This is a genomic window from Salinigranum halophilum (assembly GCF_007004735.1).
Classification (GTDB): domain Archaea; phylum Halobacteriota; class Halobacteria; order Halobacteriales; family Haloferacaceae; genus Salinigranum; species Salinigranum halophilum.
In genome coordinates, this window is sequence record NZ_SSNL01000003.1 from 68602 (window position 1) to 93991 (window position 25390).

Here is a 25390-nt window from a genome sequence, read left to right on the forward strand (position 1 = left end):
GTACGGGGTATGGACGCGCCGCTCTGGACAGAGACACACGCGCCGGCGCTCTCGGAACTCCCCCAACCGGAGGTCCGCGACCGACTCCGGCGGACCGTCGACGAACCTATGAACCTCGTGCTACAGGGGCCGCCGGGCGTCGGTAAGACGGCTGCCGTTCGGGCACTCGCACGCGAGACACACGACGACCCCGACACCGACCTCGTCGAACTCAACGTCGCCGACTTCTTCGACCGCTCGAAGAAACAGATTCGCGAGGACCCGCGCTTCGAACACTTCCTGCAGGGACAGACGGAGTTCTCGAAGCAGTACCGCCGGGGGAGCGGGTCGAACAAGTACAAGCGCGACTGGTCGAAACGCGACATGCTCCGGCACGTCATCCAGGAGTACGCGGGCTACTCACCGACCAGCGGTGAGTACAAGACCATCTTGCTCGATAACGCCGAAGCCATCCGCGAGGACTTCCAGCACGCGCTCCGTCGCGTGATGGAACGGAACCACCAGACGACGCAGTTCGTCATCGCCACCCGCCAGCCCTCCCGACTCATCCCGCCCATCCGCTCGCGCTGTTTCGTCGTCCCCGTCCGCAAGCCGACGACGGACGAACTCCGCGACGTGCTGGAACACGTCGTCGAGGCCGAGGACGTCGCGTACGACGCCGCCGGCTTAGAGTTCATCGCGGGCTACGCCAACGGGAACGTCCGTCGCGCCGTGCTGAGCGCACAGACGACGGCCACCGAGGCTGGAGAGATAACCATGGACGCCGCCCACCGCGCTATCAAGGAGGCCGGCCGCGACGACGAACTCAAGGAGATCCTCGCAGACGCACGCGCCGGCGACTACCGCGACGCCCGGAAAGCCCTCGGGACGCTCCTCGACGACGAGGGGTACGAGGGCGGCGACCTGCTCCAGGCGCTCCTCAGCGTGGCCCGTCGGAGCGACATCGGCGGCGACGACCTCGCCCGCCTCCACCGCATCGCCGGCGAGGTCGACCACGACCTCGTCACCGGGACGGACGACCGCCTCCATCTGACGCATCTCCTCACCGCCTGGGGAGCGGAGGCCCACGCGTGAACTTCGCACCCGGCGCCCGCAAGTGGGCGCTCCCGCCGCTCGTCGGCGCGATGATTTTCGCGTTCCTCCTCCCACCGCTGGCCGTCGTCCTCCTCGGGTTCGGCCTGTTCGCCCTCTGGAACTTCCGCGACCCCGAACGCTACCCACCGACCGTGGGTATCGTCGCGCCCGCCGACGGGACGGTGTCGGTCGTGCGCGAAGAGGACGACCAGTTCCGCGTCGGCGTCTACATGAGCCCACTCGACGTCCACGTCGTCCGCGCGCCGAAGAAGGGCTACGTCGACGGCGTCGACCACTCCCCGGGCGCGAACAAGCCGGCGTTCTCGAAGGACTCCGAGAAGAACGAGCGCGTCGACGTCGACTTCGGGCTCTTCGAGGTGTCGCTCATCGCGGGCTGGTTCGCCCGTCGCATCGCGCCGTACGTCCACGACGGCGACTCGGTCGCCAAGGGCGACCGCCTCGGTCACATCGCGTTCGGCTCCCGCGCGGACGTCCTCCTCCCACCCTCCATCGACCGCGACCACCTCCTCGTCGAGGAGGGTGATTCGGTCAGAGCCGGCGAGACGGTCATCGCCGAGGTCCCGGACGACGACGACGTCTGAGCGGGCTGAGCTTCCTCTCTCGAACTCGACCACACGCTCGCTGGGCTCTCTCCCCCCGGCCGGGCTCACTTCCGCAGGACGTGAACGTGCCGCGTCAACGACCCGTGGACGTACCGCTCGAACCGGTCGTCGACCGTCCAGCCCACCGCTTCGGCTTCCGTCTCCCACGAGCGGTCGGCGACGACGACCGCTCGCGGCGCGATGCGGGCCGCCTCGGACAGTGCGCCCGAGACCAGTTCGGACAGCGTGTGCGTCGCCACCTTCGACTGCCGTCCGTAGGGGACGTCGACGACGACGCCGTCGGCGCTGTCGTCTCTCAGCGGGAGCGCGGTCGCATCTCCCCTGAGGACCTCGAACTCGTCGTCGAGGTAGGCTGTGAGGTTCTCTCTCGACCCCCGGGTCATTTTCCACTGTGCGTCGAGACCGACCACCTCGCTCCCGACGAGGCCGGCCTCGATGAGGAAGCCGCCGGTCCCACACATCGGGTCGACGAGTCTCGTCCCCTCCCCCGCGCCGGCGACGTTGACGGCCCAGCGGGCGTCGAGGGGGTCCATGCTCCCCGGCTGGAAAAAGGGTCGATCAGTCGGCTGTCTGGTCGAGAAGTCGCGGACGCTTTCGGCCACCTGCCACCCGAGCAGGCAGCGAGTACCGGAGAACCACGCACAGAGGACGTGGTCTGGGTCGTCGAGGTCGACCGAGAACCCGCGCTCTGTGAGGACGCTTCCGAGTTCGACTTCGGCCTCCCGCGTCGAGACGCCGGTCGCCGACCGGACGTCGCGCGCCCGGACGGCGACGCTTCCCGTCCGGTCGATGCCGGCCGCCGCGAGGAGCGCCTTCGCGCTCTCGACACTCGCGTCGGTTCGGCCGACGAGTTCGGCCGCCCGGTGGGTGTACGCCAGGTTCCGAACGCGTGCGGTGTCGACGCCACGGGCGACGGCTAGCCCCGGGGCCTCGACGGTCACGTCGCTCGCGGCCACCCGTGCCTCGCACGCCGCGTAGGCGTCGTCGGTCCCGGCGAGTTCCAGCCCGTACACGCAATCGACTCCACGCTGCCGGCGAAAGAGCGTGTCGGTCCGGTCTCTCCCTTCCTTTCGCGGTGCCGACCGCTGCACCAACCTTTTTAAATCGTACAGACGAGGTTCAACCCGATATATGAGGGACCCAAAGGAGACCATCAACATCGAGAACGTGGTCGCGTCGACGGGCATCGGGCAGGAACTCGACCTGCAGAGCGTCGCGATGGACCTCGAAGGTGCCGACTACGACCCCGAGCAGTTCCCCGGTCTCGTCTATCGGACACAGAACCCCAAATCTGCGGCGCTCATCTTCCGCTCCGGCAAGATCGTCTGCACCGGTGCCAAGAGCACCGACGCGGTCCACGAGAGTCTCGAGATCGTCTTCGACAAGCTCCGCGAACTGGAGATTCCTGTCGAGGACGCCCCCGAGATTACCGTCCAGAATATCGTCACCTCCGCGGACCTCGGTGTGAGCCTTAACCTCAACGCCATCGCCATCGGCCTCGGGCTGGAGAACATCGAGTACGAACCCGAGCAGTTCCCCGGCCTCGTCTACCGCATCTCCGACCCGAGCGTCGTCGCGTTGCTCTTCGGCTCCGGTAAACTCGTCATCACCGGCGGGAAGGAACCCTCGGACGCCGAGGAAGCCGTCGACAACATCGTCTCCCGGCTCGACGAACTCGGTCTCCTCGCCGAATAGCCCGCCGTTCTCGCACCTCGTCCCTCCACCGGCCGCTGCGCTCGACCCCCGTCCGTGACGGCTGTCACAGCCACGACCGCGCGAGATAGTCGGACCTAAGGCCCTCTCGCCCGACGAGTCCGGTATGGTCGTTCTCCAGACCGTACCCTCTGGCAGCCCGGCACAGGTGGCCGGCACATTCGCCCTCTTCGCGCTCTTTTTCACCGTCACGGCGCACCTCGCCGCCAGGAACGTCCTCGGCGACGTCGAGGTCAAGCGGGCGTTCGCCGTCGGGCCGGCCATCCCGGCGATCAGCTTCGTCTTCGTCGCGCTCTCGTGGCCGGCCGCGCTCGCCTTGCCGCTCGCGCTCGCGGCCGACTTCGGCCTCTTCCGGTACGTCTACGGCCGGTCGAACCGACTCACGGCGTATCTGACGCTCATCCACGTCGTCGTGAGCATCATCCTCGGGGTCATCGTCTTCGGGCTGTTGGCGCTCGTTCAGAGCGCGCCCGGGTGACGACCCGAACTCGCCCTGTCTCGGTCCGCGCGCCGCGACTCCACGGCGGCAGACGACGAAACCCTCCCGACTGGTTTCTCGCGACGGCACCGCTCGGCCGAGCGGACACGAGCGCGGCACACGGGCGCGTCGCCTCCCACTCGTCTCGGCCGCCTGCGTCTCTCGGGCCTCCGTGCCCGTTCGCCCCTGCGACCGAGCACCGACACGACGCCCCTGTCGCCCGAGACCGTGTACTGAAGTGACTGTCGGACACACCGTCGAGACGATGGGTTCCCCTCTCGCCCTCGTGAGACGGCTCCTCTGGAACGCCGACGAGCGCCGCCCACGCGCACCGTGGCGACTCCTCGCCGGCGTCGTCGTCATCGTCCTCTCGCTCGTCGGGACGGCGCTCGCTCTCCGGCCGCTCCGCCCGATGCTCTCGCCGCTTCTCGTCGAGAGCCTCTCTGCCGTCGCGGTCGTCACCATCGTCACCAGCGTGGTGAGTGCCGGCGCGATCGCGTTCGTCGGGTGGTTCGTCGACCGCCGCCGGCTCTCGGACTTCGGTCTCGGTCTCGACCGCGACTGGTGGCTCGACCTCGGATTCGGGCTCGCGCTCGGCGCGGGCCTCATGACGCTCGTCTTCGCCCTCGAACTCGCGCTCGGCTGGGTCGTCGTCACCGGGACGTTCACCGCGTCGGGGAGCTTCGCCTCGGCCTTTACCGCCGTCGTCGTCCTCTTCCTCGTCGTCGGCGTCCAGGAGGAACTCCTCGCGCGAGGCTACCTCCTGACCAACGTCTGCGAGGGGCTCGCGGGCTGGCTCGGTGACCGCGGCGCGACGGCCGTCGCCGTCTTTTCGTCCTCGGTCGTGTTCGGCGCGCTCCACCTCGGCAACCCGAACGCGACGCTCGTCTCGGCGCTCTCTATCTCCTTCGCGGGCGTGATGCTCGCGCTCGGCTACGTCCTCACCGACGAACTTGCCATCCCCATCGGGCTTCACATCACGTGGAACCTCTTTCAGGGCGGCGTCTACGGCTTTCCCGTCTCGGGCCTGGGCCTCGACGCCGCGGTCATCGCCGTCTCCCAGCGCGGTCCTGCGGTGTGGACCGGCGGCGCGTTCGGCCCCGAGGCCGGCCTGCTGGGTGTCGGTGCTATCGCGCTCGGCACGCTCGCCATCGTCGGCTACGTCCGCTTCCGATACCAGTTCCTCGCGGTCCACCCGTCACTCACCGTCCCCGACCTGCGGTGGCGCGACTGACCGCCCGGGCGACGAGGCGGCCTACTCGACCAGCCGCTCGATTTCGGTGACGAGGATGCCGCTCGCGCCGACGTTCTTCAGTTCGTTCACGACCTCGTACACCTCCCGCTCGTTCACGACCACGTGGACCGCCACCCGGTCGTCACCCGCGATGTCCATCACGGTCGGGCCGCCCAGTCCAGGGATGACCTCGCGGACCTCGTCGAGGCGCTCTCGCGGCGCGTTCATCATGAGGTAGCGTTTGCCCTCCGCGGAGAGCACCGAGCGGAGCGCCATCACCAGCTGCTGGACCTTCTCGTCGTCGGCGTGGTCGGGGTGGGCGAACAGCCGCGCCGACGACGAGAGCACCTCGTCCACGACGGCGAGGCGGTTGACCGCGAGCGTCGTCCCCGTGGAGGTGATGTCGATGATGGCGTCGGCCATGTCCACGTGCGGGGTGAGCTCCGTCGCGCCCGTCACCTCCACCACCTCGGCGTCGATACCCTCCCGCCGGAAGTAGTCGCGGGCGATGGTCGGAAACTCCGTGGCGACCGTCCGCCCGGAGACGTCTGCGGCCGTCTCGATGTCGCCGTCCTCGGGGGCCGCGAGGACGAGCCGGCACTTCCCGAACTCGAGGTCGACCAGTTCGGTCAGGTCGTGACCGGACTCGCGCACCTGGTCGTAGCCGGTGACGCCAACCGCGGCAGCGCCGTCCCACACGTACTCGGGGATGTCGGCGGCGCGGGCGAACAGTACCGTCACGTCGGGGTCGACCGTTCCGGCGTACAGTTTGCGGTCCGCGCCGTTGTCGAGGTGGAGCCCGGCGCGTTCGAGCAGGTTCAGCGTCGGGTCGTGGAGACGACCCTTGTTGGGAACGGCGATGCGCATACTCACCCCTGACGCCGTCGGGTGAACTGCCTTTCGCCCCACGCGGTGGCGGGTCGAAGATAACGCTTTTAGCTCTCTCGGTACTGGTGCGACCTACTGTGGCTGGAAACCGTATCAGCGGACGGCGACGCTTCCTCGGCACGGTCGGTGCGGCCGCTGTCACGGGGCTCGCCGGGTGTGCCGGTGGCGGGGGGAGTGGTGACACGTCCGGTGGTAGCTCCGGCGACGGCACCGTCGAGGGCGACGGGAGCACGTCGCCGACGACCGACGCCGGCGCTGGCTCTGGCTCTGGCTCCGGCTCTGCCGACGCCTCCATCGGCGTCCTCCTCCCGTTCACCGGCGAGTACGACTGGGTCGGCGGGAACGTCCTGCCCGTCGTCGAGATGCTGGTCGACGCGCTCAACAGTTCGGGCGGTATCGACGGCACCCAGGTCCGGGTCGTCCAGGCGGACACCGAAGCGACCGTCGACGCGAGCGTCTCGGCCGCCCAGAAGCTCATCAACGTCGACAGCGTCGACCTGATCGTCGGGCCGACGAGCCTCACGTTCACCGGCGTGATCGACCTCATCCGGGAGAACGGGGTCCCCGTCGTCACGCCCACGGCCGGCACGACGGCGCTCGACTCCGTCGGCGGCGAGTACATCTTCCGCACCGTCCCCTCCGACTCGCTCGGCGGCCGCGCCATCTCGCGGGCCGCGCGGAACCAGGAGTTCAACACCGCCGCCTCCTACGAGAACATGGGACTGATGGTCGGGAACGCCCCGGCGCTCCAGTCGTTCAAGGAGCCCATCAGCTCCTCGTTCGAGGAGTACGGCGGGACCCTCACGTCGGTCCTCGACTACGCGACCGGCAAGTCGTCGTACCAGTCGGAGGTGTCGAAGATGCTCTCGTCGGACCCCGAACTCGTCACGCTCGTCGGCACGCCCGAAGACAGCGCGAAAATCCTCCGTGCGGCCTTTCAGGCCGGCTACGAGGGCAACTGGTTCGTCACCCAGGACCAGACCAACGCCGACTTCCTCGAACTCACCGACGACCGCGTGACCGAGGGCATCCTGGGTCTCGTCGAGGCCGACTCCCCCGCCGCGGTCGAGGCCGGCCGCGTCGAACAGTTCGCCGCCGACTTCCAGTCGTACGCGGGCCGAGAGCCCGGCATCTTCGCGAAGAACACGTTCGACGCGGTGAACATCGGCGCGCTGGCGATGAAGGCCGCCCTCGCCGCCGACGGCGAACTCACCCGCGACGGCATCGCCGCTCAGATTCGCCCCGTCGCGACGCCCGGCGGCGAGACCGTCACCAACTACGCCGAGGGCGCGGCGGCGCTCGACGCCGGGAGCGAGGTCAACTACGAGGGGCTCGTCGGCCCCTGTGACTTCGACGAGAACGGCGACATCGCCTCGCCGTTCGCCGTCATGAAAGCCAGCGGCGGCGCGTGGGAGCAGGTGGCGACCCTCCCGGCCGACGAACTGTAAGATGGTCACCGAGGCGCTCCTCGGCGTCGTTCAGACCGTCGTCTACGGCCTCGTCAACGGGAGCGTCATCGCCGTCGGTGCCGTCGGGTTGACGCTCTCGTACGGCGTTACACGGTTCATCAACTTCGCCTACGGGGAGTTCCTCACCCTCGGTGCCTACGTCGCGCTCCTCGTCGTCGGTCTCGGCCTCGGCGTTCCCGTCGCGGCCCTCGTCGCGCTCCTCGTCGTCGGCCTGCTCGGCGTGGGACTCGCGCGCGTCTTCTACGACCCGCTCTCCGACCGGGGGCCGCTTCCGTTGCTCATCACGAGTATCGGCCTCGCGTTCGTGCTCAGGAACTCGGTCCGCGCCGTCGCCGGGACCGAGGCCAGACAGTTGCCGGTGCCGCTGGTGCGGCCGTGGACGGTTTTCGGGGTGCGGCTCACCCCTGTCGAGGCCGGTCTCCTGCTCACCGCGCTGGCGACGATGCTCACCGTCCACCTCCTCCTCCAGCGGACGATGCTCGGCAAGCAGATGCGTGCGACGAGCGGGAATCGTCGCCTCGCGGCCATCGCCGGCATCGACACCGACAGCGTGGTCCGCCGCACCTGGTTCCTCTCGAGCGTCGTCGGCGCGCTCTCGGGCGTCCTCCTCGCCATCCAGTTCTCGCCGTTCCGTCCCACGATGGGCTGGGACTTCCTCATCGTCGTCTTCGCCGCGACCCTGCTGGGTGGGATCGGTAAGCCCTACGGCGCGATGGTCGGTTCGCTCGTCGTCGGCGTCGCCATGAGCCTCGGGACGCGGTATCTCGCCACCGAGTACACGATGGCGTACGCGTTCGTCATCCTGGTCGGCGTGCTCCTCCTGAAACCCGAGGGAGTCGCCGGGGGTGCGCGCTGATGGTCGAAGTCGCCGGCGTCGCGGCGGCGCTGCTCAGCATCGGGACCATCGCGCTCATCTACGCGATGCTCACGATGGGGCTGAACGTCCACTACGGGTACACCGGCCTCCTCAACTTCGGGCACGTCGCGTTCTTCGCCGCGGGGGCGTACACCGCGGCCATCCTGACGATGCCGCCGCCGGGCCCCACCGCGAACTACACCGTCGCCTTCGCGCTCCCGATGCCGTGGGCGCTCCCGCTCAGCCTCATCGCCGCGGCGCTGGTCGGCGGCCTGCTCGCGACCCTCATCGGGCTCACCAGCGTCCGACTCGGGACACACTACCTCGCCGTCGCGACGTTCGCCCTCGCGGGCATCTTCGAGGACGTCCTCGTCAACGAGGCGTGGCTCACCGCGGGGACGTTCGGGCTCAACAGCGTCCCGCGACCGGGGCGGGCACTCCTCGGGCCGGGGACGTGGCAACTGGGTTATTTCGTATTCGCGCTCGTGCTCACCGCCGGCGTGTATCTGGTCGTCGAGCGCCTGGGCGACGCGCCGTTCGGCAGACTGCTCAGGGGTGTTCGCGAGTCCGAGGACGCCGCCGAGGCACTCGGCAAAGACACCACCCGGGTGAAGCTGAAGTCGTTCGCCATCGGCGGGATGATCGCCGGCCTCGCGGGTGCGGTGTACGCCCACTACATCGGCAGCGTCGTCGCCGTCACGTTCGTCGCGCTCATCACCTTCCTCGTGTGGGTGGCGTTGCTCATGGGCGGCGCGGGTTCGAACCTCGGCGCTATCGTCGGCGCCGTCGTCCTCGTCGGCTTCCGCGAGGGGACGCGCTACCTCCCGGACGTCGGCGGGTCGGCGACGCTCCTCCCCTCGCTCCGGTTCGTCGTCATCGGCCTCCTCCTCGTCCTCGTCGTCCGCTTCCGCCCCGCCGGCCTCTTCGGGAACCCGAACGAACTCGTCCTGGCAGGTGACGAGGAGTGACCGCCTCGCCCGCGCGCCCGCCGGCACTCGCCGTCGACCACCTCGTCAAGACGTTCGGCGGCATCACCGCCGTCGACGGCGCTTCGTTCACCGTCCCCGAGGGGTCGGTCACGGGCCTCATCGGGCCGAACGGCGCGGGGAAGTCGACCCTGTTCGACCTCGTCACGGGCGTGTTCACGCCCGATTCGGGCACGATTCGCCTCCAGGGCGAGCCCGTCGTCGGCCGCGCCCCACACGAGGTCGCCGCCGCCGGCGTCGGCCGGACGTTCCAGACGCCGAAGATATTCGCGGGCATGACCGTCGCCGACAACCTCGCCTTCGCGGCCACCGGCCAGAGCGGCGAATCGGCGCTCAACGCCCTGTTCAGAGCCGGGACCGTCGCCGACGAGGAGCGCGCGCTCGACGCACGCGTGGCGGAGACGCTGGACTTCCTCGACCTCGCCCCCCTCGCCGACGAGTACGCCCGCGGGCTCTCGGGGGGCCAGCGCAAACTCCTCGAACTCGGCCGCGTCCTGATGCTCGACCCGTCGCTCCTCATGCTCGACGAACCCGCCGCCGGCGTGAATCCCGCGCTCACGGACCGACTCCTCGAACGCGTCCGCGCACTCAACGACGAGGGCCGCACTGTGGTCTTGATTGAACACGACGTCGACCTCGTCATGCGCGAGTGCGACCACGTCGTCGTCATGCACAACGGGTCGACGCTCGCGACGGGGCCACCCGAGGAGATTCAGGCGAACGACCGCGTCATCGACGCCTATCTGGGGGGCGTCTGAGATGGTCGACGAGCCGCTCGACGCAATCGCCCGCGTGGACGACGCGCTCCTCTCGGTCCGCGGCGTCGAGACCGGCTACGGCGACCTGCAGGTGCTCCACGGCGTCGACGTCGACGTTCGCGAAGCGGAGGTGGTCGTCGTGTTCGGGCCGAACGGCGCGGGGAAGTCGACGCTCATGCGCGCCATCTACCGGCTGTTGCCGCTGTGGGCGGGGACCGTCACCGTCGGCGGGACCGACGTCTCGGCGGTCGAGACGGACGACCTCGTCGACTACGGCATCGGCTACGTCCCCCAGACCGAGAACGTCTTTCCCAACCTGACCGTCTCGGAGAACCTCGACATCGGGGGAGCATCCGTCTCGGAGCCCGCACGGCGTCGCGCCGAACTGTACGACCTGTTCCCACGGCTCGAAGAGCGACTCTCCCAGCGGGCGTCGACCCTCTCCGGCGGCGAGCGACAGATGCTCGCGATGGCCCGAGCGCTGATGCCCGACCCCGACGTGTTGCTCGTCGACGAACCGTCGGCGGGGCTGGCACCCCAGCTGGTCGAGCGAGCGTTCGACCACGTCCAGCGGGTCCGAGCGTCCGGCACGGCCGTCCTGATGGTCGAACAGAACGTCCGCGCCGCACTCGCCGTCGCCGACCGCGGCTACGTCCTCGACATGGGCGAGAACCGCTTCGAGGGGAGCGCGGACCGACTCGCCGCGAGCGACGCGATTCGCGACCTCTACTTGGGCGTGCGCGGGGACTGAGGCGGCCCCCTGACCGGGACCGACGGGGTTTTCGCCGGAGCGGACGGACCCGAGCACATGCCAACACTCTGCGTCGCCGGCGGACAGGTCCTCCGCCCCGACGGCTCCGTGACGACGGCGGACGTGCTCGTCGACCAGGCGAGTGGCGACATCATCGACGTCGGTCCCGAACTCGGCGGCGAGGCCGACGAGGTGCTCGACGCGGCCGGGTCGGTCGTGATGCCGGGCCTCGTCAACGCCCACACGCACGCCGCGATGACGCTCCTCCGGGGCTACGCCGACGACAAACCGCTCGACGCGTGGCTCCGCGAGGACATCTGGCCCGCCGAGGCCACGCTCGAACCCGTCGACGTCCGCGCCGGCACCGACCTCGCCCTCCTGGAGATGATTCGCTCGGGAACCACGGCGTTCGGCGACATGTACTTTCACGTCCCCGACGTGGTCGCGGCCGTCGACGACGCCGGCCTCCGCGCCCGCGTCGGCCACGGCATCGTCACCGTCGGGAAGGACACCGAGACGGCGCACGACGACGTCGACGAGAGCCTCAACGTGGCGCGCGAGTACGACGGTGCCGCCGAGGGCCGGATTCGAACGGCCGTGATGCCGCACTCGCTGACCACTGTCTCCAGCGAGGCGTTCGAGCGGTGCGTCGAGGTCGCCCGTGACATCGGGGTGCCCCTGCACCTCCACGCGAACGAGACGCGGGACGAGGTCGACCCGCTCGTCGACGAGTACGGCACGGACCCGCTCCAGTACGCCGACTCGCTGGGCGTCCTCGACTCGAGCACGTTCCTCGCCCACGGCGTCCACGTCTCCGAGACCGAAATCGACCTCCTCGTCGAGCGGGGCAGTAGCGTCGTCCACTGCCCGGCGTCGAACATGAAGCTCGCCTCGGGGATGGCACCGGTCCAGCAGTACCTCGACGCGGGCGTGACCGTCGCGCTCGGTACCGACGGTGCGGCCTCGAACAACGACCTCGACCTCTTCGACGAGATGCGCGACGCGGCGATGCTCGGTAAACTCGCCGCCGACCGCGCGGACGCCGTCGCCGCCCCCGACGTCGTGCGGATGGCCACGGCAGGCGGGGCCGACGCGCTCGGTCTCCCCGGCGGGCGTCTCGAACCCGGCGCGGCCGCGGACCTCGCGGTCGTCGACCTCGACGCCCCCCATCTGACTCCGGTCCACGACGTCGTCTCCCACCTCGTCTACGCCGCCCGCGGCGCGGACGTCCGCCACACGATGTGCGCTGGGCAGGTGCTCATGCGCGACCGCGAGGTGCTGACGATGGACGCCGAACGAGTGAAACAACGGGCCCGCGAACGGGCCGCGGTGATGGCCGACCGCGCCGGCTGACACTGCTCCCCCGAGGCGGCGGCTCGGTCCTCGTTATCGCTCGTCCGCCACCGCGTTCGCCAGCGCGAAACTCGTCACCGAGACGGCGTCGCCGATACCGACCGTGCTCGCGGGGTTGTCGACGACCCGGTTCGCCACGGCGACGACACCCGGCGACGCGATGGCCCCGTCCACGCTCGGGACGTCCAGATGGGCCGCGAGCCGGCCCACGGCGTCGACCCCCTCCGCGGCGCGTTCGAACCGCGTCGCGTCCCCGAGGTCGGCCGCGCCGGTCACCAGCCCGTCTTCGGCCTTCGCGGCCGCGACGCACGCGGCGAAGTCGAACCCCTCCTTGACCGCCGTCGGCGGGAGGTACCCGTCGTCGAACGTCGCGAGGAAGTACGATTTCGCGTGAAACGAGAGTGCGTCGACGCCGAGTCGCTCTCGGACCCGGTCGAGCGTCTCGTACCGGCGGGTGACCGCGTGGTCGTGGCGCTCCTGCGTCGAGAGTCCGAGGTCGTCACGGAGCTGGTCGAGTTCGCGGCTGTCGAGGCTCACCACGTCGGCCTCCGGGACGACGACCTCGCGCAGCCGCCGACGGACGTCGGGGTCGTGGGTCACGCCGAGTTCGACCTGGACCCGGGCGTTCCGTCCCACCGCGCGGACGAACGCCGCCGCGTTGTCGAGACACGTCTCGAACGTCTCCGCGTTCTCGTACTCGCGATTGACGCTGTGAAACCCCGAGAGGACCGCACAGCCGACCCGTTCGCCGAGTTCGACGGCGTGGTCGTCGACGGGGGTGTGGAGGTCGAACTCGTCGGGCCGGGAGGCCGCGATGAACCGCGAGGCGTCGGTCGCCGTCGTCCCGCAGCACGTGTCGCCGTCGTCGAACTCGAAGATCCAGTTGAGCTTCGTCCGGTCGGCGGTGGGCGCGTCGTCGAGCGGGCGGAGCGCGAGTCTGCCCTCCTCGACGACGGGGAACCGGATACCGTCGGCGTGGATGAACTGTGCGCGCTGGCGCTCCGAGAGGAGGTAGGTGTACAACACCGGTGCCCCGCCGAGCGACGAGAGCACGTCGGACATGATGCCGGCCTGTCCGCCGAGGCGCTGTTCGTCGGCGGTGAGCGACGATTCGAGGTCGGCCGCGAACGCACTGGTCATGGCGCGCTCGTCGCCGCTCCCGTCCGCCATCGTCGCCGCGATGGCCGCCGCGAGTTCGCCCCGAGAGTCGAGTCGTCCGTTCGGGCTCTCCCCTGGAGGGCCGAGAAACGTTTCGAGGTCGGTGTCGACGCGCCGGATGGCGTCGACGTTCGCGTTGTACGCACACAGGACTGGATAGTCCGTGAGCGTGTCCAGCGCGGTCTGGAGGTCCATACCGGCGTGTCAGCACCCCGACTGTTAGGCGTTCTGTTCACCGGCGAGCGACTCGTCTGGTCGCCGTCCGGTCGCGATGTCCTGGCGGGGTCCGACTGTCCCGACCGGCCGCTCACCGCTCCTCGACGCGGACGTTCCGGAACGCCGATTCGACAGCACCACCGCCGTCCTCGTCGTTGACGAACACAAGTTTCGAGACGTCCCCCTGGAACGTCTCACCGACGGGTATCTCGTAGCGCGTCCAGCCGTCCCCGTCGGCGTAGGTATCGTACGTCCCGTTGAAGTTGTACGCGCCGGTGCTCCCCACACTCTGTGTCCCGTACAGCTTGTACAGCGGCTGTGACCCCTGGTTGTCCGTGCCGAGGCCGACGGCGTGTAGTTCCCCCTCCGCGGTGCTGTTGAACTCGAAGACCAGCACGGTGTCGGTCGTGACGGTGTAGTCGAAGTCGACCTCCTTCCACGTGTTCCCCGACAGCCGGTAGGTGCCGTCCGTGACCGTCAGCGACCCGCCTCCGTCCTGTCCGCCGGCCGAGTAGCTGGCGACCGCCGCGGAGGGGTCCGGCGTCGTCCCGACGACGGGGACGTCGAACTCGTCGCGGGCGAGGACGCTCCCGCTCGGGCGGTGGACGACTCTGACCGTGGCCTCGCCCCCACTGAGGCCGTGGCCGGCGACGAACGTCTCACCGGCGGTGAACGACCCGTCACCGTCCCCCTGTCGCGTCGCCGCGTCCAGCGCGAGTCGCGCCGACTCCCCTTCGCCCTGGACGACGAGGTCGACGTCGCTCGTGGCGAGTTCGTCTCCCGACTCGTGGGTGACGGTGACGTTCCGCCCATCGACGTCCGTCGTCACTGCCGCCGAGACGGGCTCTCTCTGCGCACCGGTGACGACCTCGTTCCCCGCGTAGGCGACGCTCCCGCCGACGACGAAGATGACGGCGACCAAGAAGACGGTCGCGACTGTCGTCGACTGTCCGCGATTCATTACACGCCGGTCCCGCTCACCTCGGGTTAACCTTTCCGCCGCGGTCTCACGGCTGATACTCCCGCCCGTGCTCTCCGTCCGGTGACACTCCCTTCGGTAGGGTTTTGCCGGCGCTCCCGCAACCGCTACCTATGAGTCAGCCGTCTATCACAGCCCGCCTCGACGACCCCGAGGCGGCACGCGAGGAGGGTCGGCGCAAGATGGACTGGGCGATGCAGCATATGCCCATCTTACAGTCGCTCTCCGAGGAGTTCGCGAGCGAACGACCCCTGGACGGGGAGGTCGTCGGCATGGCCATGCACGTCGAGGCGAAGACGGCTAACCTCGTCGAACTTCTCGCGGAGGGTGGCGCGGAGGTGGCCATCACGGGCTGTAACCCGCTGTCGACGCACGACGACGTGAGTGCGGCGCTCGACGCCCACCCACAGATTACCTCTTACGCCGAGCGCGGCGTCGACGACGAGCAGTACTACGCCGACATCGAGGCGGTCATCGGCCACGAGCCGACCATCACCGTCGACGACGGGATGGACATGGTCGCGGCCATCCACGAGTCCCACGCCGAACTCATCGAGACCATCGTCGGCGGCTGTGAGGAGACGACGACGGGTGTCCACCGCCTCCGCGCGATGGACGCCGACGGCGAACTGAACTACCCCGTGTTCGCCGTCAACGACACGCCGATGAAGACGCTGTTCGACAACGTCCACGGCACGGGCGAGTCGGCGCTCGCCACCATCGCCATGACGACGAACCTCTCGTGGGCGTCGAAGACCGTCGTCGTCGCCGGCTACGGCTACTGTGGGAAGGGCGTCGCGAAGAAGGCCGCCGGCCAGAACGCCAACGTCGTCGTCACCGAGGTCGAACCCCGCCGGGCGCTGGAAGCGCACATGGAAGGGTACGACGTCATGCCGATGGCCGAGGCAGCGAAGGAAGGCGACGTCTTCATCACCACCACCGGAAATCGAGACGTCATCACCCGCGAGCACTTCGAGGCCATGCAGGACGGCGTCCTCCTCGCGAACGCCGGTCACTTCGACGTCGAGGTCAACCTCGACCACCTCTCGGACCTCGCCGTCGACCAGTACGAGGCACGCGACGGCGTCGAGGCGTACGAGCTGGCCGACGGCCGACGCCTGAACGTCCTCGCCGAGGGGAGGTTGGTGAACCTCGCCGCCCCCATCGCGCTCGGCCACCCGGTCGAGGTGATGGACCAGTCGTTCGGTGTCCAGGCGGTCTGCGTGCGCGAACTCGTCGAGAACGGCGAAGCGTACGACCCCGGCGTCCACGACGTCCCGGACGACCTCGACCGTGAGGTGGCGGAGATCAAACTCGCCGCCGAGGGCGTCGAGTTCGACTCGCTCTCCGACGCCCAGGCCGAGTACATGAACTCCTGGGACCACGGGACGTAAGCGGTCTCACCACCCCGTCACGCGGTGCGGCCGATTTAAGTACGGCCGACGACGACTGCGCGCTGTGTCTTCGAACCGCAAGGGCGACCGCCGGGAGCGCGAACTCGTCAATCTGCTCGACGAGGCCGGGTTCGCCGTCATGCGCGCGCCCGCGTCCGGCAGCGCCACCACCCGCGAACTCCCCGACGTGCTCGCCGGCAACGGCGACGTCTTCTACGCCATCGAAGCCAAATCGAGCGCCGGCGACCCCATCTACCTCACCGGCGAGGAGGTCGAGGCGCTCATCTACTTCGCACAGAACTTCGGCGCCAAGGCCCGCATCGCCGTCCGTTTCGACCGTGAGGACTGGTACTTCTTCCACCCGGGCGACCTCTACGTCACCGACGGTGGCAACTACCGGGTGAAAAAAGAGACCGCACTGGCGGAGGGTGAGGACTTCGACGAGTTCGTCGGTCGCTCGAAACGGACGACGCTCGACGACGTCGAGTGAGGTCAGGCGGTCGATTCGACCCCGGCGGACGTCTCACCTTCGACCCGCAGTTCTCCACGCGGGGCGGCGGTTCCGCTCGCCCTTCGCCGCCGAGTGTTCGCCGAGTCTCCGCTCGTGTCCTCGTCCGTCCCTGCTTTCGAGCGCGGCGGTCGTTCCCCCCTGCCGTCCGTGGTCGTCTCCTGTCGGCGGAGGCGCGATGCCGGGAACCGGTACCGCTTCCGCGGCGCTCGGTCCTCGAGGTAGACCGCGTCGACGACGGGCTCGTGTCCGCCGTAGTGGCGGTTGGACTCGTAGTCGGCGATGAGCCGTCCCTCGGCGGTCTCGACGGCGTCCGCCCGGTCCGTCGTGACGCCGACGACCAGGAGGGTCGACTCCGTCTCGCGGTCGGTGACGACGTCGCCGGGGTGGTGCCTGTGACGGTCACAGAGCCGTGCGCCCGTCGAATCGAACGGGACGAACGTCTCGCGGCCACAGACCGCACAGACGCCGGGCCGTTCGTCCGGGGCGGGGACGCGTCGCTCGGTGACCTCGATGGCCACGCGACGGAGGTGTTTGCACCTGGCACCGCGGATGACGTGGTCGGGGCAGGTGCACGTCCGCCGCTCGATGTCGACGACGTACGTTCCACCGTCGGTCTCGACGACGTATCGCCTGTCGCGGAGGGGGCGGACGGTCATCGGTTCAGTGCGGGCACGGAGCGCGCGGCCCGTGGTGCCCGCCGAGGGCAGTCGCGTGTGCTGTGACGCGGGTGTGTGTGCTGGGTGCGTCATGGTCGTGAGAACCGAGTCGAGGACCGGTTTCTCGCGCGTCGATAGGTACCGAACGGGCGTAAGTCTTCGTCCCCCTGGCCCGAATCGGCCGATTCCGACACTCTCGGCCCCTCGTTCGCTCTCGCTTCGAAGCACTTTTCAGAACGTCGGGGGTAGCGACAGCAGACAATGGCTCTCGAAGCGGAGATGCGCCGGAAGATCGTCGTCTCCATCGTCACCGTTCTCGTCTTTATCGGCATTATGATCGGTATCGGCGTGACGTTCAACGACGGCGGCCTCGGGAGTACCGGCGGTCTCGCCCTCATCGGGAGTATCGTCCTGTTCGTCCTCCTGATGGCCGGCGTCGGCCTCTTCCTCTCGCGGTAACTCCGTCCGAGTCGGCTCTCGTCGCGGTCTCGCTCCTCTTGCCGGTCCCCGTTCTCACCGCTTCGCGGTCGTTCTCCCCTGACCTCCCGCGTTCGTCGACCGCCTCAGCGTTCGTCGCTCGCCTCGGCGGTTTCTACCGGGCCGGCAGCGCCGGCGTCGTTCGCCTCGATGGCGGTCTTGTAGTACGACAGGGGATGGGTGATGCGCTCACAGCGGTCGTCGCGGTTCACGCAGTCGCCGTACGCCTGCATCGTCGCACACGAGGGCGAGGGGTACTGCACCCCCTCTCTGTCCCGGAGGAACTCGACCTGCGTCGTCGCCGCTTCCTCGTCGACCCCCGCGACGGACGCGATGGTCTCGCCGTCGAGGCCGATGGCGACGAGGAACGCCGTGAGCGCGAAGCGTGACTCCGGCGAGAGCCGTTCGCCACCGCGACTCCGTTCGAGGAGTGCCTTGACGCAGGGGGGGAACAGCGAGGGCTCGACGACGCCGACCCCCGACGTCGGCGCGTGTCCCGCCGTGAGTAACTGCCGAACCGACGCCAGCGTGGGTTCGAGCGCGTCAGCCAGGTCGGGGTTGCGCTCGCGCACGTCGAACGGGAGGCCCTCGGCGACTCGTCGCCGGACGGCCTCCTCGACGAGCCGGTCGAGTTCGGCCTGCTCGATTCGGACCCTTCCGGCGGCGACCTCGCGGTTGACGAGCCGCCAGTCGTCACCCCAGTCGGGGTCCGAGTAAGTGAGATACGTCTCCAAAGCGACCCGGTACCAGCCGCGTCCGCGACTCGCGCGCCGCCGCTCGGATTCGAGCTCGGGCTCGGCGTCGATTCCGAACTCCTCGAGTACTTCCTCGCGAGTGACGCCCACGCGTTCGACGCTCCGAAGGCCGTCGTCGTCGGACGCGAAGTCCGTCTCGAACCGTTCGGCCGCCGTCGCCGCCTCCGCGGCCGCGTACTTCTTCACGGCCGTGCCGTCGTCCAGGAGCGAGACGAGGATACGTGCGATGGGGTACGAGAGCAAGTCGTCGGTGGGGTCCCACCGGTCGGGCTCCTCGGGTGCGGTTGTTCCGGCGGTGAGCGCCCGCTCGACGCGCTCGCGCGCCCGCTCGACGGCCGGCGCATCGCGGTCGACGAGCCCGAAGAGCGACAGGTCGGCCGCTCGCACGGCCTCTCTCGCCGCGCTGAAGAACGGGTATCGGGCGTGGCGCACCTCCCGTGACATCTGATGCGTCTTGCGCCCCGCCTCGAATAAACACGGCGGTCCGCGCCTTCGCTCCCACTCCGTGGAGACTATACTGGCGTCTGCGCGACTCCTCGTATGGACCTCTCGGCTCCGCCCACCGTTCTCCTCCTCGCGTTCTTGCCGGCCATCATGTGGGGGTTCACCCCCGTCATCGAGAAACGGGCGCTCTCCGGCGGCGGGACGCCGCTCCAGGCGGCGGTCACCGTCGTCGTCGTCGACTCGACCGTCTATCTGGTCGCCCTCGCGCTGTTTCAGCCGGACCCCTTCGGTGACCTCACGCTCGGGACGCTCGCCATCTTCGCCGCCGCGGGGGCCGTCGGGACCGCCCTGGGCCGACTGGCCATCTTCGCCGGGAACGCGCGGGTCGGCGCGAGCATCTCGAGTGCGGTCGTCAGCGCCCGTCCGCTGTTCGCGACGACGCTCGCCGTCGGCTTCCTCGGCGAACCGCTCACGCTCCCGACGGGTGTGGGTATCGTCGTCCTCGTGGTCGGTCTCGGCGTCCTCTCGGTCGCGAAGGGCGGTGACCTCGGCGGGTGGTCGCGCCGTGACCTCCTCGTCCCGCTCGCCGCCGCCGGGTTCTTCGCCGTTGGCAACGTCGCGCGGCGCTGGGGCCTGTCGGCCGCGGAAGCGACGCCGCTCGAAGCGGTCGCGGTCAACGAACTCGCCGCGTTCGTCACGCTCGGCGCGTACGTCGCCGTCGCCGGCCGTGACCGAGTGCTCGGCCGCCCGCGGAAGTCGTATCTGGTGTTCGCCGCGAGCGGTCTCATCACCGCCGTCGCCCTCCTCTCGATGTTCACGGCGCTCTCACACCCGGCAGGCAGAATCGCCGTCGTCGACCCACTCGTCGCGACGGCACCGCTTTTCACCGTGGTGTTCTCCTGGTGGCTTCTCGGCGACCTCGAACGGGTCACGCGCGGGGTCGTCGTCGGCGCACTCCTCGTCGTCGCCGGTGCGGCGCTCGTGACCGGCGGTCCCGCGCTCGTCGCCGGACTGTCGATTACTCCGTGACGTCTCCTCCGAAGCCTCAAATACGAGCCCGCGGCCACCCCCGGTATCCGCTGACTGTCGCGGAGGGCGTCTCGCGATTGTGCGGCACACCGTCCTCCGAATCGGACCTGCCGCCTGTTCGCCCTCGCTCCGCCCCGTACGTCTCCCTTGCACGCCGACCACGGGACATATTACGGGTGGATGCCAAGCGGGTGGCGTGCCGCGCTTCACCTACCCCTGTCCGGCCTGTCGGAGCACGAACAGCCTCCACGGCACCGACTGCCGGTTCGAAGGGACGCCGTGGGCCGAGGTGGAGCGCGCCTACATCGACGTCCTCTCTCGGCTCTCCGCGTCGCCGCTCCGCGAGGACGCCCTCCGAGACGAGGTCGAGTGGTCGGCGCTCCACGAGGCGGCACTCCGCCAGCTGAAACACGAGGACCGCCTCACCGAACGGAACGGCGTTCTCCGGCTCCGAACGGCCGAGGAGTATCGCGAAGAGGTCTCCGAGCCGACAGTCGAACCGCTCCGAACGATCTACCAACAGGGGTCGGTCCCCGGCTGTCACGACAACGCCGTCTTCGCGATGATCGCCTGGTACGAGATGGTCGGCCTCTCGTGGGCCGAGACGAAAGAGAACGTCGTCGCCTGGCTCGAAGAGAGCGGGACGTGGGGCCGCGGCGGCTTCGAGGAGACCTCGCCGGGTGAACTCGTCGAGAAGAAACGCCACGTCTACGAGGCCGGCTACGGCTGGAAGGAGAAGGCCGAGTCGGCAAAGCGCGTCATCGACCGTCACCTGGGGTAGGTGGACCGACAGGCCGAAGCACCTCCCCCTGCTCGGAGAGGTATGGCTGTCCCCGAGGCGTCAACGGCTTCGCTCACCACGCCCCGTCGCGCACTCGCCACCGTCATCTTCGTCGTCTTCTTGGACCTCGTCGGCTTCGGCGTCGTCATCCCCATTCTCCCCTTCTACGTCCGCAGCTTCGGCGTCAGCGACGTCTTCATCGGCCTCCTCGCGGCGTCGTACTCGCTCATGCAGTTCGTCTTCGCGCCCCTCCTGGGCCGCATCTCCGACACTCACGGCCGGCGACCGGTGCTCATGCTCTCGCTCGTCGGGAGCACCGTCGCCTGGACGGTGTTCGGTCTCGCGGGCGAAGTGCTCGCCGCCGCGGGTCTCGTCGCCGGCGTCGCGACACTGTTCGCGTCACGGATGCTCGCCGGCGCGATGGGCGGTAACATCGCGACGGCACAGGCGTACGTCGCGGACGTGACGCCGCTCGAACGTCGCGCCGCCTCGCTCGGACTCATCGGTGCCTCGTTCAGCCTCGGCTTCATCTTCGGCCCCGCGCTGGGTGGGCTCCTCGCCAGCGACGCCGTCGTCGCGCTCGCCCGTGACCTCCTTCCCGCGTTCGTCCCGACCACCCGCTTCTCGCTCCCGTCGTTCGGCGCTGCCGGACTCAGCCTCCTCGCGCTCGGGTCGGCGGCGCTGTTCCTCCCCGAACCCGAACGCACCCGTGGGCCGGCCCAGCGTGTGACGCTCGTCGGAGGGTTCGTCGAGGCGCTCTCGAACCTCCGCCTCCGAGGGCTCGTCGTCTCCTTCTTCCTCCTCTCGCTCGCCTTCTCGGGCGTCCAGGTGATGTTCATCCCCTTCGCGGCCGACGTCTACGGCTACGACGCCACCCAGACGGCCTTCTTTCTCACCTACATCGGCTTTCTGGGTGCGGTCAACCAGGGCGTCCTCGTCGGTCGGCTCTCGGCGCGATTCCCGGGCGACCGGCTCGCCGTCGTCGGCGCGCTCTTCCTCCTCGTCTCGCTCGTCTTGCTTCCCTTCTCGCCGGACGTCGGTCGACTCCTCCCACCCCTCGGCGGCCCTCCGTGGTTCACCCGCGAACTGTTCGTCCTGCTCGTCGACGGCGCGCTCCTCTCGTTCGGGAACAGCCTCCTGAACGTCTCGCTCGCCACGCTGGTCTCGACCCGCGCGAGCGCCGACCGCCAGGGCAACGCGTTCGGTGTCACCCAGGGGGCCGGGAGCCTCGGACGCACTGTCGGCCCGCCGGCGATGGCCGCGCTCTACGTCGTCGGCTTCCCGCTGCCGTTCCTCGTCGGCGCGGTCATCCTCGTTCCCATCGTGTACATCCTGGCACGGTCGCCGCACGTGACGCTCGGCCACACCGCTGGCTGACTGGGCCGTCGGCTCCGAGGTGACTTTCCGGTCGCATCCCCTCCGGACCGTCGCCTCGTGTGCATTGTCACATCTGATTATCACCCGTGAATCCTTTTGACGGTCCACCCGAGAGTGCCGGCATGCTCCCGGGCGTCTCACCGCTGGTCGTCGGGTCCTTGCTGGCCGGTGGTACCTCGCTCTCGCTCGCGCTGTACGCCCGGTCCGAGCAGGCCGAGCCGGGGTCGACCGCCTTCGCCCTCCTGATGCTCGGGGCGACGGTGTGGTCGTTCTCGTACGCGGTCGCCCTCGGCGTCTTCGAACCGTCCCTGCGCGTCCTGATGGAGGTCCCCATCGAGGTCGGAAAGGCACTCGTCGCACCCGCCTGGCTGGCGTTCGCGCTCGGCTACACCGGCCGCGCGGAGTACCTCACTCGACGCACCGTCGCCGCGCTCGCGGCCTTTCCGATCGCGACCTTACTCGTCGTCGCCCTGCCCGAACTCAGACCGCTCATCTGGACGAACTACCACCTCACCCCGACGCTCGGCGCGGCGACGGTGTCGTACGACCCGGCGCTCTGGCACTACGCCCACGCCGCGTACGGGTACGTCCTCGTCGGCGCGGGGATGGCGCTCCTCGTCGACACGCTGGCCTCACACGGCGCGCTGTACCGCGACCAGACACTCGCGCTCGTCGTCGGGTCGCTCTTCCCGACCGTCGCCCACGTCAAGCGCACCTTCCAGTTCGGCCCGGTGGTCGCCGTCGACTTCACACCGATGGCACTCGCGATAACGGGGCTCACCTTCGGTTACGCGCTCTTCCGGTTCGACCTGTTCGACCTCGTTCCGGCGACCAGCTATCGGGGGCGTCGGACCGCCATCGACGACCTCGGCGTCGGCGTCGTCATCGTCACGAACGACGACCGAATCGTCGAACTCAACCGGGAGGCCCGACGGCTGTTCGGTGTCACCGACGCCGCGGGCGACCCGCTCTCGACACTCGTCCCCGCCCACGCGTTCGACGGCGGGACGTTCGACGTCGTCGTCGAGGGTCATCGCCGCACGCTCGAAGTCGTCCCGTCCCGAATCGACCATCCGCACGGGACCGCCGCCGGTCGGACCATCGCCCTACACGACATCACCGACCGCGAGGCCCGCCGTCAGCGACTCGAGGTGCTCAACCGCGTCCTCAGACACAACCTCCGGAACGAGATGACGGTCGTCATGGGCTACGCCGACCTCCTCGCGGAGTCGCTCTCGGGTGACGACGCGGCGTACGCGAGAAAGATTGAGTCGCGCTCGACGGCCCTCGCCGAACTGGGCCAGAAGGCCCACGACTTCGAGTCGGTGCTCGAATCAGCGCCCGACGCCACTCCATCGTCCGTCGACCTCGACACGGTCGTCACGGACGTCACGGCCGACTTTGCCGACGACGCCGACGTCGAACTGGACGTCCCGCCCGACCTGACTGTCGAGACCAACGAGCGCGTGCTCCGGATGGTGCTCGTGACCGTCGTCGAGAACGCCGTCGAACACAACGACAGCACCGACCCCTGGGTCGCGGTGACGGCCCGCACAGCTCGTCTCGACGGTGGCGACACCGACGGCGGCGATGCCGTCGTCATCAAAATTGCGGACGACGGTCCCGGCATCCCCGAGTACGAACTCGGTGTCGTCACAGCGGGCGAGGAGACGCCGCTCGAACACGGGAGCGGACTCGGCCTGTGGATTCTCCAGTGGGGGAGTCGGTGGCTGGGTGCCGACGTCGACTTCGAGACCGGCGACCGGGGGACGACGGTCCGCCTCCGGCTCTGAGGGCGGTCTCAGTCGGTCAGCAGCCTCGTCACCGAGTCGACGGGGACGGAGACCCCCATGTCCCGCCACGTTTCCAACGCCGTGTCGGCCGCGTCGGTCGAGAGTGCGTCTCGTTCGACGGCGCGGGCGACCAGGCCGACGGACCCCGTGGTCGGGACGCCGTACGTCGTGGCGACGGTGCGGACGTCTCGGTCGTCCGTCGCCAGGGGGACGCCGGCAGCCCACGCCTGATAGAGCACCGACGCCTCTCCCGCGGCGAGGCGGTCGAGGAGTTCGGGCTTCCGCTGGCGGACGAGCGACCCCGCGACGGTGATTCCGCCCCCGGCCGATTCGTCGAGCGGGTCCGAGAGCCCGGTGAGCGCCCGCGAGAGGCTGTCGAACCCCGCGGTGACGCCCGCGTTGAGTTCGGCGCGAACCGCGTACGAGGTGCGGGGGTTGTCGACCGTCTCGGGGATGACGCCGACGATATCGGCGGCAGCGAAGTTCGCGAGGACCGTCGTGTCGAGGTAGAGCCGGTCGTACGACGGCCGTGACTCGCTGGCGGGAGTCATCTGACCGTGCGGGCGACGTCGAGTTCACGCCGTGCCGCCTCGCGCTCTGTGACTCCGAGGCGGAGGTCGACGCTCGACGACCGGAGCGTCTCGGCCAACTCGAACCGCGAACAGTTCGCTCGCTCCGCCGCCTGCCCGAGTGTCGACTCGCCCAGCGCGTACTGCCCGACGGCCGCGGCGAGCCACTCGTCCGTCTCGTTCGGACCCGAGTCTGTCATTCCCGGGGACGTACTCGGCCGTTCAGTATGAAAGTACGGTTCGGCGGTCTCGAGAGGCGCGTCGCCTCCGTCTCGACGCTCAGTTGCTCTGGATGCGCGGCGCGAGCATGTACGTGACCTGCCCCTGCCCCTCCGCGATGGCGTAGTGGAGTTTGACCGGGAACTCCTCGCCGAGTTCGACGGTCACCTCGGCGTCCTTGGGGATGGCTTTGTTCATGTCCTTGAGGTAGTCGAGCGAGAACAGCGAACTGGCCGGGCCGGCGGAGAGCGAGATGAGGTCGGCTTTCGTGAGCGTGAGGTCGACGTCGTCGGTGTCGCCCTCGGCCTCGATGTGGAAGGTCTCTTCTTCCTCGTCGACGCGCAGGGAGATGTGGTCCGAGACCATGTCGGCGGCCTTGATACCGCGGTCCAACTGCGCGCCCTCCAGGACGATACCGGCGGGGAGGTCGAGGTCGGGGATGTCGGGCTCTTTCCTGATGGAGTCGGGGTCGATGAGCGCCAGCGTGTACGACAGCTTCGAGTCGGCGGTGTCGATCTGGATGTGGAGTTTGCGGGTCTCCTCGTTGAGTTCGAGGTGCACGAGGTCGTCGGCGTTCGCCATCTTCGCGATCTCTTCGAGGCGGTTGAGGTTGACGCCGATGACGCCGCCGTCGGCCTCGTAGGACTCGAACGCGGCCGCCTCCAGCGTGAGGTCGACCATCCCGACGTTCGCGGGGTCGACGGCGGTAATCGAGAGGTCGTCTTCGTTCAACCGAATCTTGCACTCCTCGACGAGGACGCTCACTGAGTCGAGCGCGTCGCGGAGCGTCGCGGCGCTCACGATGGCGTTGAACATGTACTCGCAGGTACGACAGCGGTCTTAAAAATA

At 69.1% G+C, this 25390-nt stretch carries 27 protein-coding genes; 18 read left to right on the forward strand and 9 right to left on the reverse strand.

Annotation, left to right across the window (positions count from 1 at the left end):
• The first annotated feature begins 9 nt into the window (after positions 1-9).
• Complete coding sequence (locus tag E6N53_RS04865) at positions 10-1074, forward strand: AAA family ATPase (protein ID WP_142857379.1); 1065 nt, start codon at positions 10-12, stop codon at positions 1072-1074.
• Positions 1071-1676, forward strand: coding sequence for a protein sorting system archaetidylserine decarboxylase (locus E6N53_RS04870; protein ID WP_136589910.1), 606 nt, complete (start codon positions 1071-1073; stop codon positions 1674-1676). Before E6N53_RS04865 ends, E6N53_RS04870 begins: the two co-directional genes overlap by 4 nt.
• A 65-nt stretch (positions 1677-1741) precedes the next feature.
• Here E6N53_RS04870 and E6N53_RS04875 read toward each other — a convergent pair whose 3' ends face one another.
• Entirely contained in the window at positions 1742-2710 is a 969-nt protein-coding gene (locus E6N53_RS04875) for a methyltransferase domain-containing protein (RefSeq protein WP_142857381.1), read from the reverse strand.
• Between the two features lie 118 nt (positions 2711-2828).
• Here E6N53_RS04875 and E6N53_RS04880 point away from each other — a divergent pair, with 118 nt between their 5' ends.
• From E6N53_RS04880 to E6N53_RS04890, 3 genes are all read left to right on the forward strand, one after another.
• A complete protein-coding gene (locus E6N53_RS04880; RefSeq protein ID WP_136589908.1) occupies positions 2829-3392 on the forward strand; it encodes a TATA-box-binding protein in 564 nt (187 codons plus the stop codon).
• 124 nt (positions 3393-3516) lie between these two features.
• Complete coding sequence (locus tag E6N53_RS04885; RefSeq protein WP_142857383.1) at positions 3517-3888, forward strand: DUF7473 family protein; 372 nt, start codon at positions 3517-3519, stop codon at positions 3886-3888.
• Between the two features lie 265 nt (positions 3889-4153).
• On the forward strand, positions 4154-5122 hold the full coding sequence (locus E6N53_RS04890) for a CPBP family intramembrane glutamic endopeptidase (RefSeq protein ID WP_142857385.1): 969 nt from the start codon (positions 4154-4156) through the stop codon (positions 5120-5122).
• A 21-nt stretch (positions 5123-5143) separates the two neighbouring features.
• On the opposite strand, the gene hisG is transcribed toward E6N53_RS04890, so the two are convergent.
• Positions 5144-5989, reverse strand: a complete 846-nt coding sequence (gene hisG / locus E6N53_RS04895; RefSeq protein ID WP_136589905.1) for an ATP phosphoribosyltransferase — start codon at positions 5987-5989, stop codon at positions 5144-5146.
• A 98-nt stretch (positions 5990-6087) separates the two neighbouring features.
• Between hisG and E6N53_RS04900 the strand changes: the two genes are divergently transcribed.
• Genes E6N53_RS04900 through E6N53_RS04925 form a run of 6 tightly spaced genes read left to right on the forward strand, consistent with a single transcriptional unit; the run spans position 6088 to position 12183 of the window.
• Positions 6088-7458: an ABC transporter substrate-binding protein gene (locus tag E6N53_RS04900; protein ID WP_236642305.1), complete on the forward strand. Its 1371-nt coding sequence runs from the start codon at positions 6088-6090 to the stop codon at positions 7456-7458.
• Between the two features lies 1 nt (position 7459).
• Positions 7460-8335, forward strand: coding sequence for a branched-chain amino acid ABC transporter permease (locus E6N53_RS04905; RefSeq protein ID WP_142857387.1), 876 nt, complete (start codon positions 7460-7462; stop codon positions 8333-8335).
• A complete protein-coding gene (locus tag E6N53_RS04910; RefSeq protein WP_142857389.1) occupies positions 8335-9303 on the forward strand; it encodes a branched-chain amino acid ABC transporter permease in 969 nt (322 codons plus the stop codon). Before E6N53_RS04905 ends, E6N53_RS04910 begins: the two co-directional genes overlap by 1 nt.
• A complete protein-coding gene (locus E6N53_RS04915; protein ID WP_142857391.1) occupies positions 9300-10079 on the forward strand; it encodes an ABC transporter ATP-binding protein in 780 nt (259 codons plus the stop codon). The genes E6N53_RS04910 and E6N53_RS04915 overlap by 4 nt, the downstream gene beginning before the upstream one ends.
• A gap of 1 nt (position 10080) precedes the next feature.
• Complete coding sequence (locus E6N53_RS04920; protein WP_142857393.1) at positions 10081-10830, forward strand: ABC transporter ATP-binding protein; 750 nt, start codon at positions 10081-10083, stop codon at positions 10828-10830.
• A 57-nt stretch (positions 10831-10887) separates the two neighbouring features.
• Positions 10888-12183: an amidohydrolase gene (locus tag E6N53_RS04925; protein ID WP_142857396.1), complete on the forward strand. Its 1296-nt coding sequence runs from the start codon at positions 10888-10890 to the stop codon at positions 12181-12183.
• A 33-nt stretch (positions 12184-12216) separates the two neighbouring features.
• Here the strand turns inward: E6N53_RS04925 and E6N53_RS04930 are convergent, their stop codons facing one another.
• Both E6N53_RS04930 and E6N53_RS04935 read right to left on the reverse strand, forming a co-directional pair.
• Positions 12217-13536, reverse strand: a complete 1320-nt coding sequence (locus E6N53_RS04930; protein ID WP_142857398.1) for an ADP-dependent glucokinase/phosphofructokinase — start codon at positions 13534-13536, stop codon at positions 12217-12219.
• Between the two features lie 112 nt (positions 13537-13648).
• The gene (locus E6N53_RS04935; protein ID WP_142857399.1) at positions 13649-14518 is read right to left on the reverse strand and encodes a hypothetical protein; all 870 of its coding nucleotides are present in this window, start codon (positions 14516-14518) and stop codon (positions 13649-13651) included.
• A 131-nt stretch (positions 14519-14649) separates the two neighbouring features.
• Between E6N53_RS04935 and E6N53_RS04940 the strand changes: the two genes are divergently transcribed.
• Positions 14650-15930, forward strand: a complete 1281-nt coding sequence (locus E6N53_RS04940; protein WP_142857401.1) for an adenosylhomocysteinase — start codon at positions 14650-14652, stop codon at positions 15928-15930.
• Between the two features lie 64 nt (positions 15931-15994).
• Positions 15995-16420: a Holliday junction resolvase Hjc gene (gene hjc / locus E6N53_RS04945; protein WP_136589896.1), complete on the forward strand. Its 426-nt coding sequence runs from the start codon at positions 15995-15997 to the stop codon at positions 16418-16420.
• A 2-nt stretch (positions 16421-16422) separates the two neighbouring features.
• Here the strand turns inward: hjc and E6N53_RS04950 are convergent, their stop codons facing one another.
• On the reverse strand, positions 16423-17190 hold the full coding sequence (locus E6N53_RS04950; protein ID WP_142857404.1) for an SWIM zinc finger family protein: 768 nt from the start codon (positions 17188-17190) through the stop codon (positions 16423-16425).
• 168 nt (positions 17191-17358) lie between these two features.
• On the opposite strand from E6N53_RS04950, the gene E6N53_RS04955 reads away from it, so the two are divergent.
• Positions 17359-17556, forward strand: a complete 198-nt coding sequence (locus E6N53_RS04955; RefSeq protein ID WP_142857406.1) for a DUF7472 family protein — start codon at positions 17359-17361, stop codon at positions 17554-17556.
• A 104-nt stretch (positions 17557-17660) separates the two neighbouring features.
• On the opposite strand, the gene E6N53_RS04960 is transcribed toward E6N53_RS04955, so the two are convergent.
• On the reverse strand, positions 17661-18773 hold the full coding sequence (locus E6N53_RS04960) for a DNA primase large subunit PriL (RefSeq protein WP_142857408.1): 1113 nt from the start codon (positions 18771-18773) through the stop codon (positions 17661-17663).
• Between the two features lie 96 nt (positions 18774-18869).
• Between E6N53_RS04960 and E6N53_RS04965 the strand changes: the two genes are divergently transcribed.
• The 4 genes from E6N53_RS04965 (at position 18870) to E6N53_RS04980 (ending at position 23753) form a co-directional block, all read left to right on the forward strand.
• Complete coding sequence (locus E6N53_RS04965; protein WP_136600662.1) at positions 18870-19802, forward strand: DMT family transporter; 933 nt, start codon at positions 18870-18872, stop codon at positions 19800-19802.
• 196 nt (positions 19803-19998) lie between these two features.
• Positions 19999-20583, forward strand: a complete 585-nt coding sequence (locus E6N53_RS04970) for a DUF7474 family protein (RefSeq protein ID WP_136589891.1) — start codon at positions 19999-20001, stop codon at positions 20581-20583.
• Positions 20584-20625: 42 nt separating this feature from the next.
• Positions 20626-21960, forward strand: coding sequence for an MFS transporter (locus tag E6N53_RS04975; RefSeq protein ID WP_142857410.1), 1335 nt, complete (start codon positions 20626-20628; stop codon positions 21958-21960).
• A gap of 122 nt (positions 21961-22082) precedes the next feature.
• On the forward strand, positions 22083-23753 hold the full coding sequence (locus E6N53_RS04980) for a sensor histidine kinase (RefSeq protein WP_142857412.1): 1671 nt from the start codon (positions 22083-22085) through the stop codon (positions 23751-23753).
• Positions 23754-23761: 8 nt separating this feature from the next.
• Here the strand turns inward: E6N53_RS04980 and E6N53_RS04985 are convergent, their stop codons facing one another.
• The 3 genes from E6N53_RS04985 to E6N53_RS04995 all read right to left on the reverse strand — a co-directional run bounded on the left by E6N53_RS04985 (position 23762) and on the right by E6N53_RS04995 (position 25357).
• Entirely contained in the window at positions 23762-24304 is a 543-nt protein-coding gene (locus tag E6N53_RS04985; protein ID WP_142857414.1) for a PIN domain-containing protein, read from the reverse strand.
• The gene (locus E6N53_RS04990) at positions 24301-24522 is read right to left on the reverse strand and encodes a hypothetical protein (RefSeq protein WP_136589887.1); all 222 of its coding nucleotides are present in this window, start codon (positions 24520-24522) and stop codon (positions 24301-24303) included. Before E6N53_RS04990 ends, E6N53_RS04985 begins: the two co-directional genes overlap by 4 nt.
• Before the next feature lie 79 nt (positions 24523-24601).
• Entirely contained in the window at positions 24602-25357 is a 756-nt protein-coding gene (locus E6N53_RS04995; protein ID WP_136589886.1) for a DNA polymerase sliding clamp, read from the reverse strand.
• Positions 25358-25390 lie beyond the last annotated feature (33 nt).

Coding starts and splice junctions, on each gene's coding strand:
- E6N53_RS04865 (WP_142857379.1), top strand. CDS start 10: ATGGACGCGCCGCTCTGGACAGAGACACACGCGCCGGCGCTCTCGGAA.
- E6N53_RS04880 (WP_136589908.1), top strand. CDS start 2,829: ATGAGGGACCCAAAGGAGACCATCAACATCGAGAACGTGGTCGCGTCG.
- E6N53_RS04885 (WP_142857383.1), top strand. CDS start 3,517: ATGGTCGTTCTCCAGACCGTACCCTCTGGCAGCCCGGCACAGGTGGCC.
- E6N53_RS04890 (WP_142857385.1), top strand. CDS start 4,154: ATGGGTTCCCCTCTCGCCCTCGTGAGACGGCTCCTCTGGAACGCCGAC.
- hisG (WP_136589905.1), bottom strand. CDS start 5,989: ATGCGCATCGCCGTTCCCAACAAGGGTCGTCTCCACGACCCGACGCTG.
- E6N53_RS04905 (WP_142857387.1), top strand. CDS start 7,460: ATGGTCACCGAGGCGCTCCTCGGCGTCGTTCAGACCGTCGTCTACGGC.
- E6N53_RS04910 (WP_142857389.1), top strand. CDS start 8,335: ATGGTCGAAGTCGCCGGCGTCGCGGCGGCGCTGCTCAGCATCGGGACC.
- E6N53_RS04920 (WP_142857393.1), top strand. CDS start 10,081: ATGGTCGACGAGCCGCTCGACGCAATCGCCCGCGTGGACGACGCGCTC.
- E6N53_RS04925 (WP_142857396.1), top strand. CDS start 10,888: ATGCCAACACTCTGCGTCGCCGGCGGACAGGTCCTCCGCCCCGACGGC.
- E6N53_RS04930 (WP_142857398.1), bottom strand. CDS start 13,536: ATGGACCTCCAGACCGCGCTGGACACGCTCACGGACTATCCAGTCCTG.
- E6N53_RS04935 (WP_142857399.1), bottom strand. CDS start 14,518: ATGAATCGCGGACAGTCGACGACAGTCGCGACCGTCTTCTTGGTCGCC.
- E6N53_RS04940 (WP_142857401.1), top strand. CDS start 14,650: ATGAGTCAGCCGTCTATCACAGCCCGCCTCGACGACCCCGAGGCGGCA.
- E6N53_RS04950 (WP_142857404.1), bottom strand. CDS start 17,190: ATGACGCACCCAGCACACACACCCGCGTCACAGCACACGCGACTGCCC.
- E6N53_RS04955 (WP_142857406.1), top strand. CDS start 17,359: ATGGCTCTCGAAGCGGAGATGCGCCGGAAGATCGTCGTCTCCATCGTC.
- E6N53_RS04960 (WP_142857408.1), bottom strand. CDS start 18,773: ATGTCACGGGAGGTGCGCCACGCCCGATACCCGTTCTTCAGCGCGGCG.
- E6N53_RS04965 (WP_136600662.1), top strand. CDS start 18,870: ATGGACCTCTCGGCTCCGCCCACCGTTCTCCTCCTCGCGTTCTTGCCG.
- E6N53_RS04975 (WP_142857410.1), top strand. CDS start 20,626: ATGGCTGTCCCCGAGGCGTCAACGGCTTCGCTCACCACGCCCCGTCGC.
- E6N53_RS04980 (WP_142857412.1), top strand. CDS start 22,083: ATGCTCCCGGGCGTCTCACCGCTGGTCGTCGGGTCCTTGCTGGCCGGT.
- E6N53_RS04985 (WP_142857414.1), bottom strand. CDS start 24,304: ATGACTCCCGCCAGCGAGTCACGGCCGTCGTACGACCGGCTCTACCTC.
- E6N53_RS04990 (WP_136589887.1), bottom strand. CDS start 24,522: ATGACAGACTCGGGTCCGAACGAGACGGACGAGTGGCTCGCCGCGGCC.
- E6N53_RS04995 (WP_136589886.1), bottom strand. CDS start 25,357: ATGTTCAACGCCATCGTGAGCGCCGCGACGCTCCGCGACGCGCTCGAC.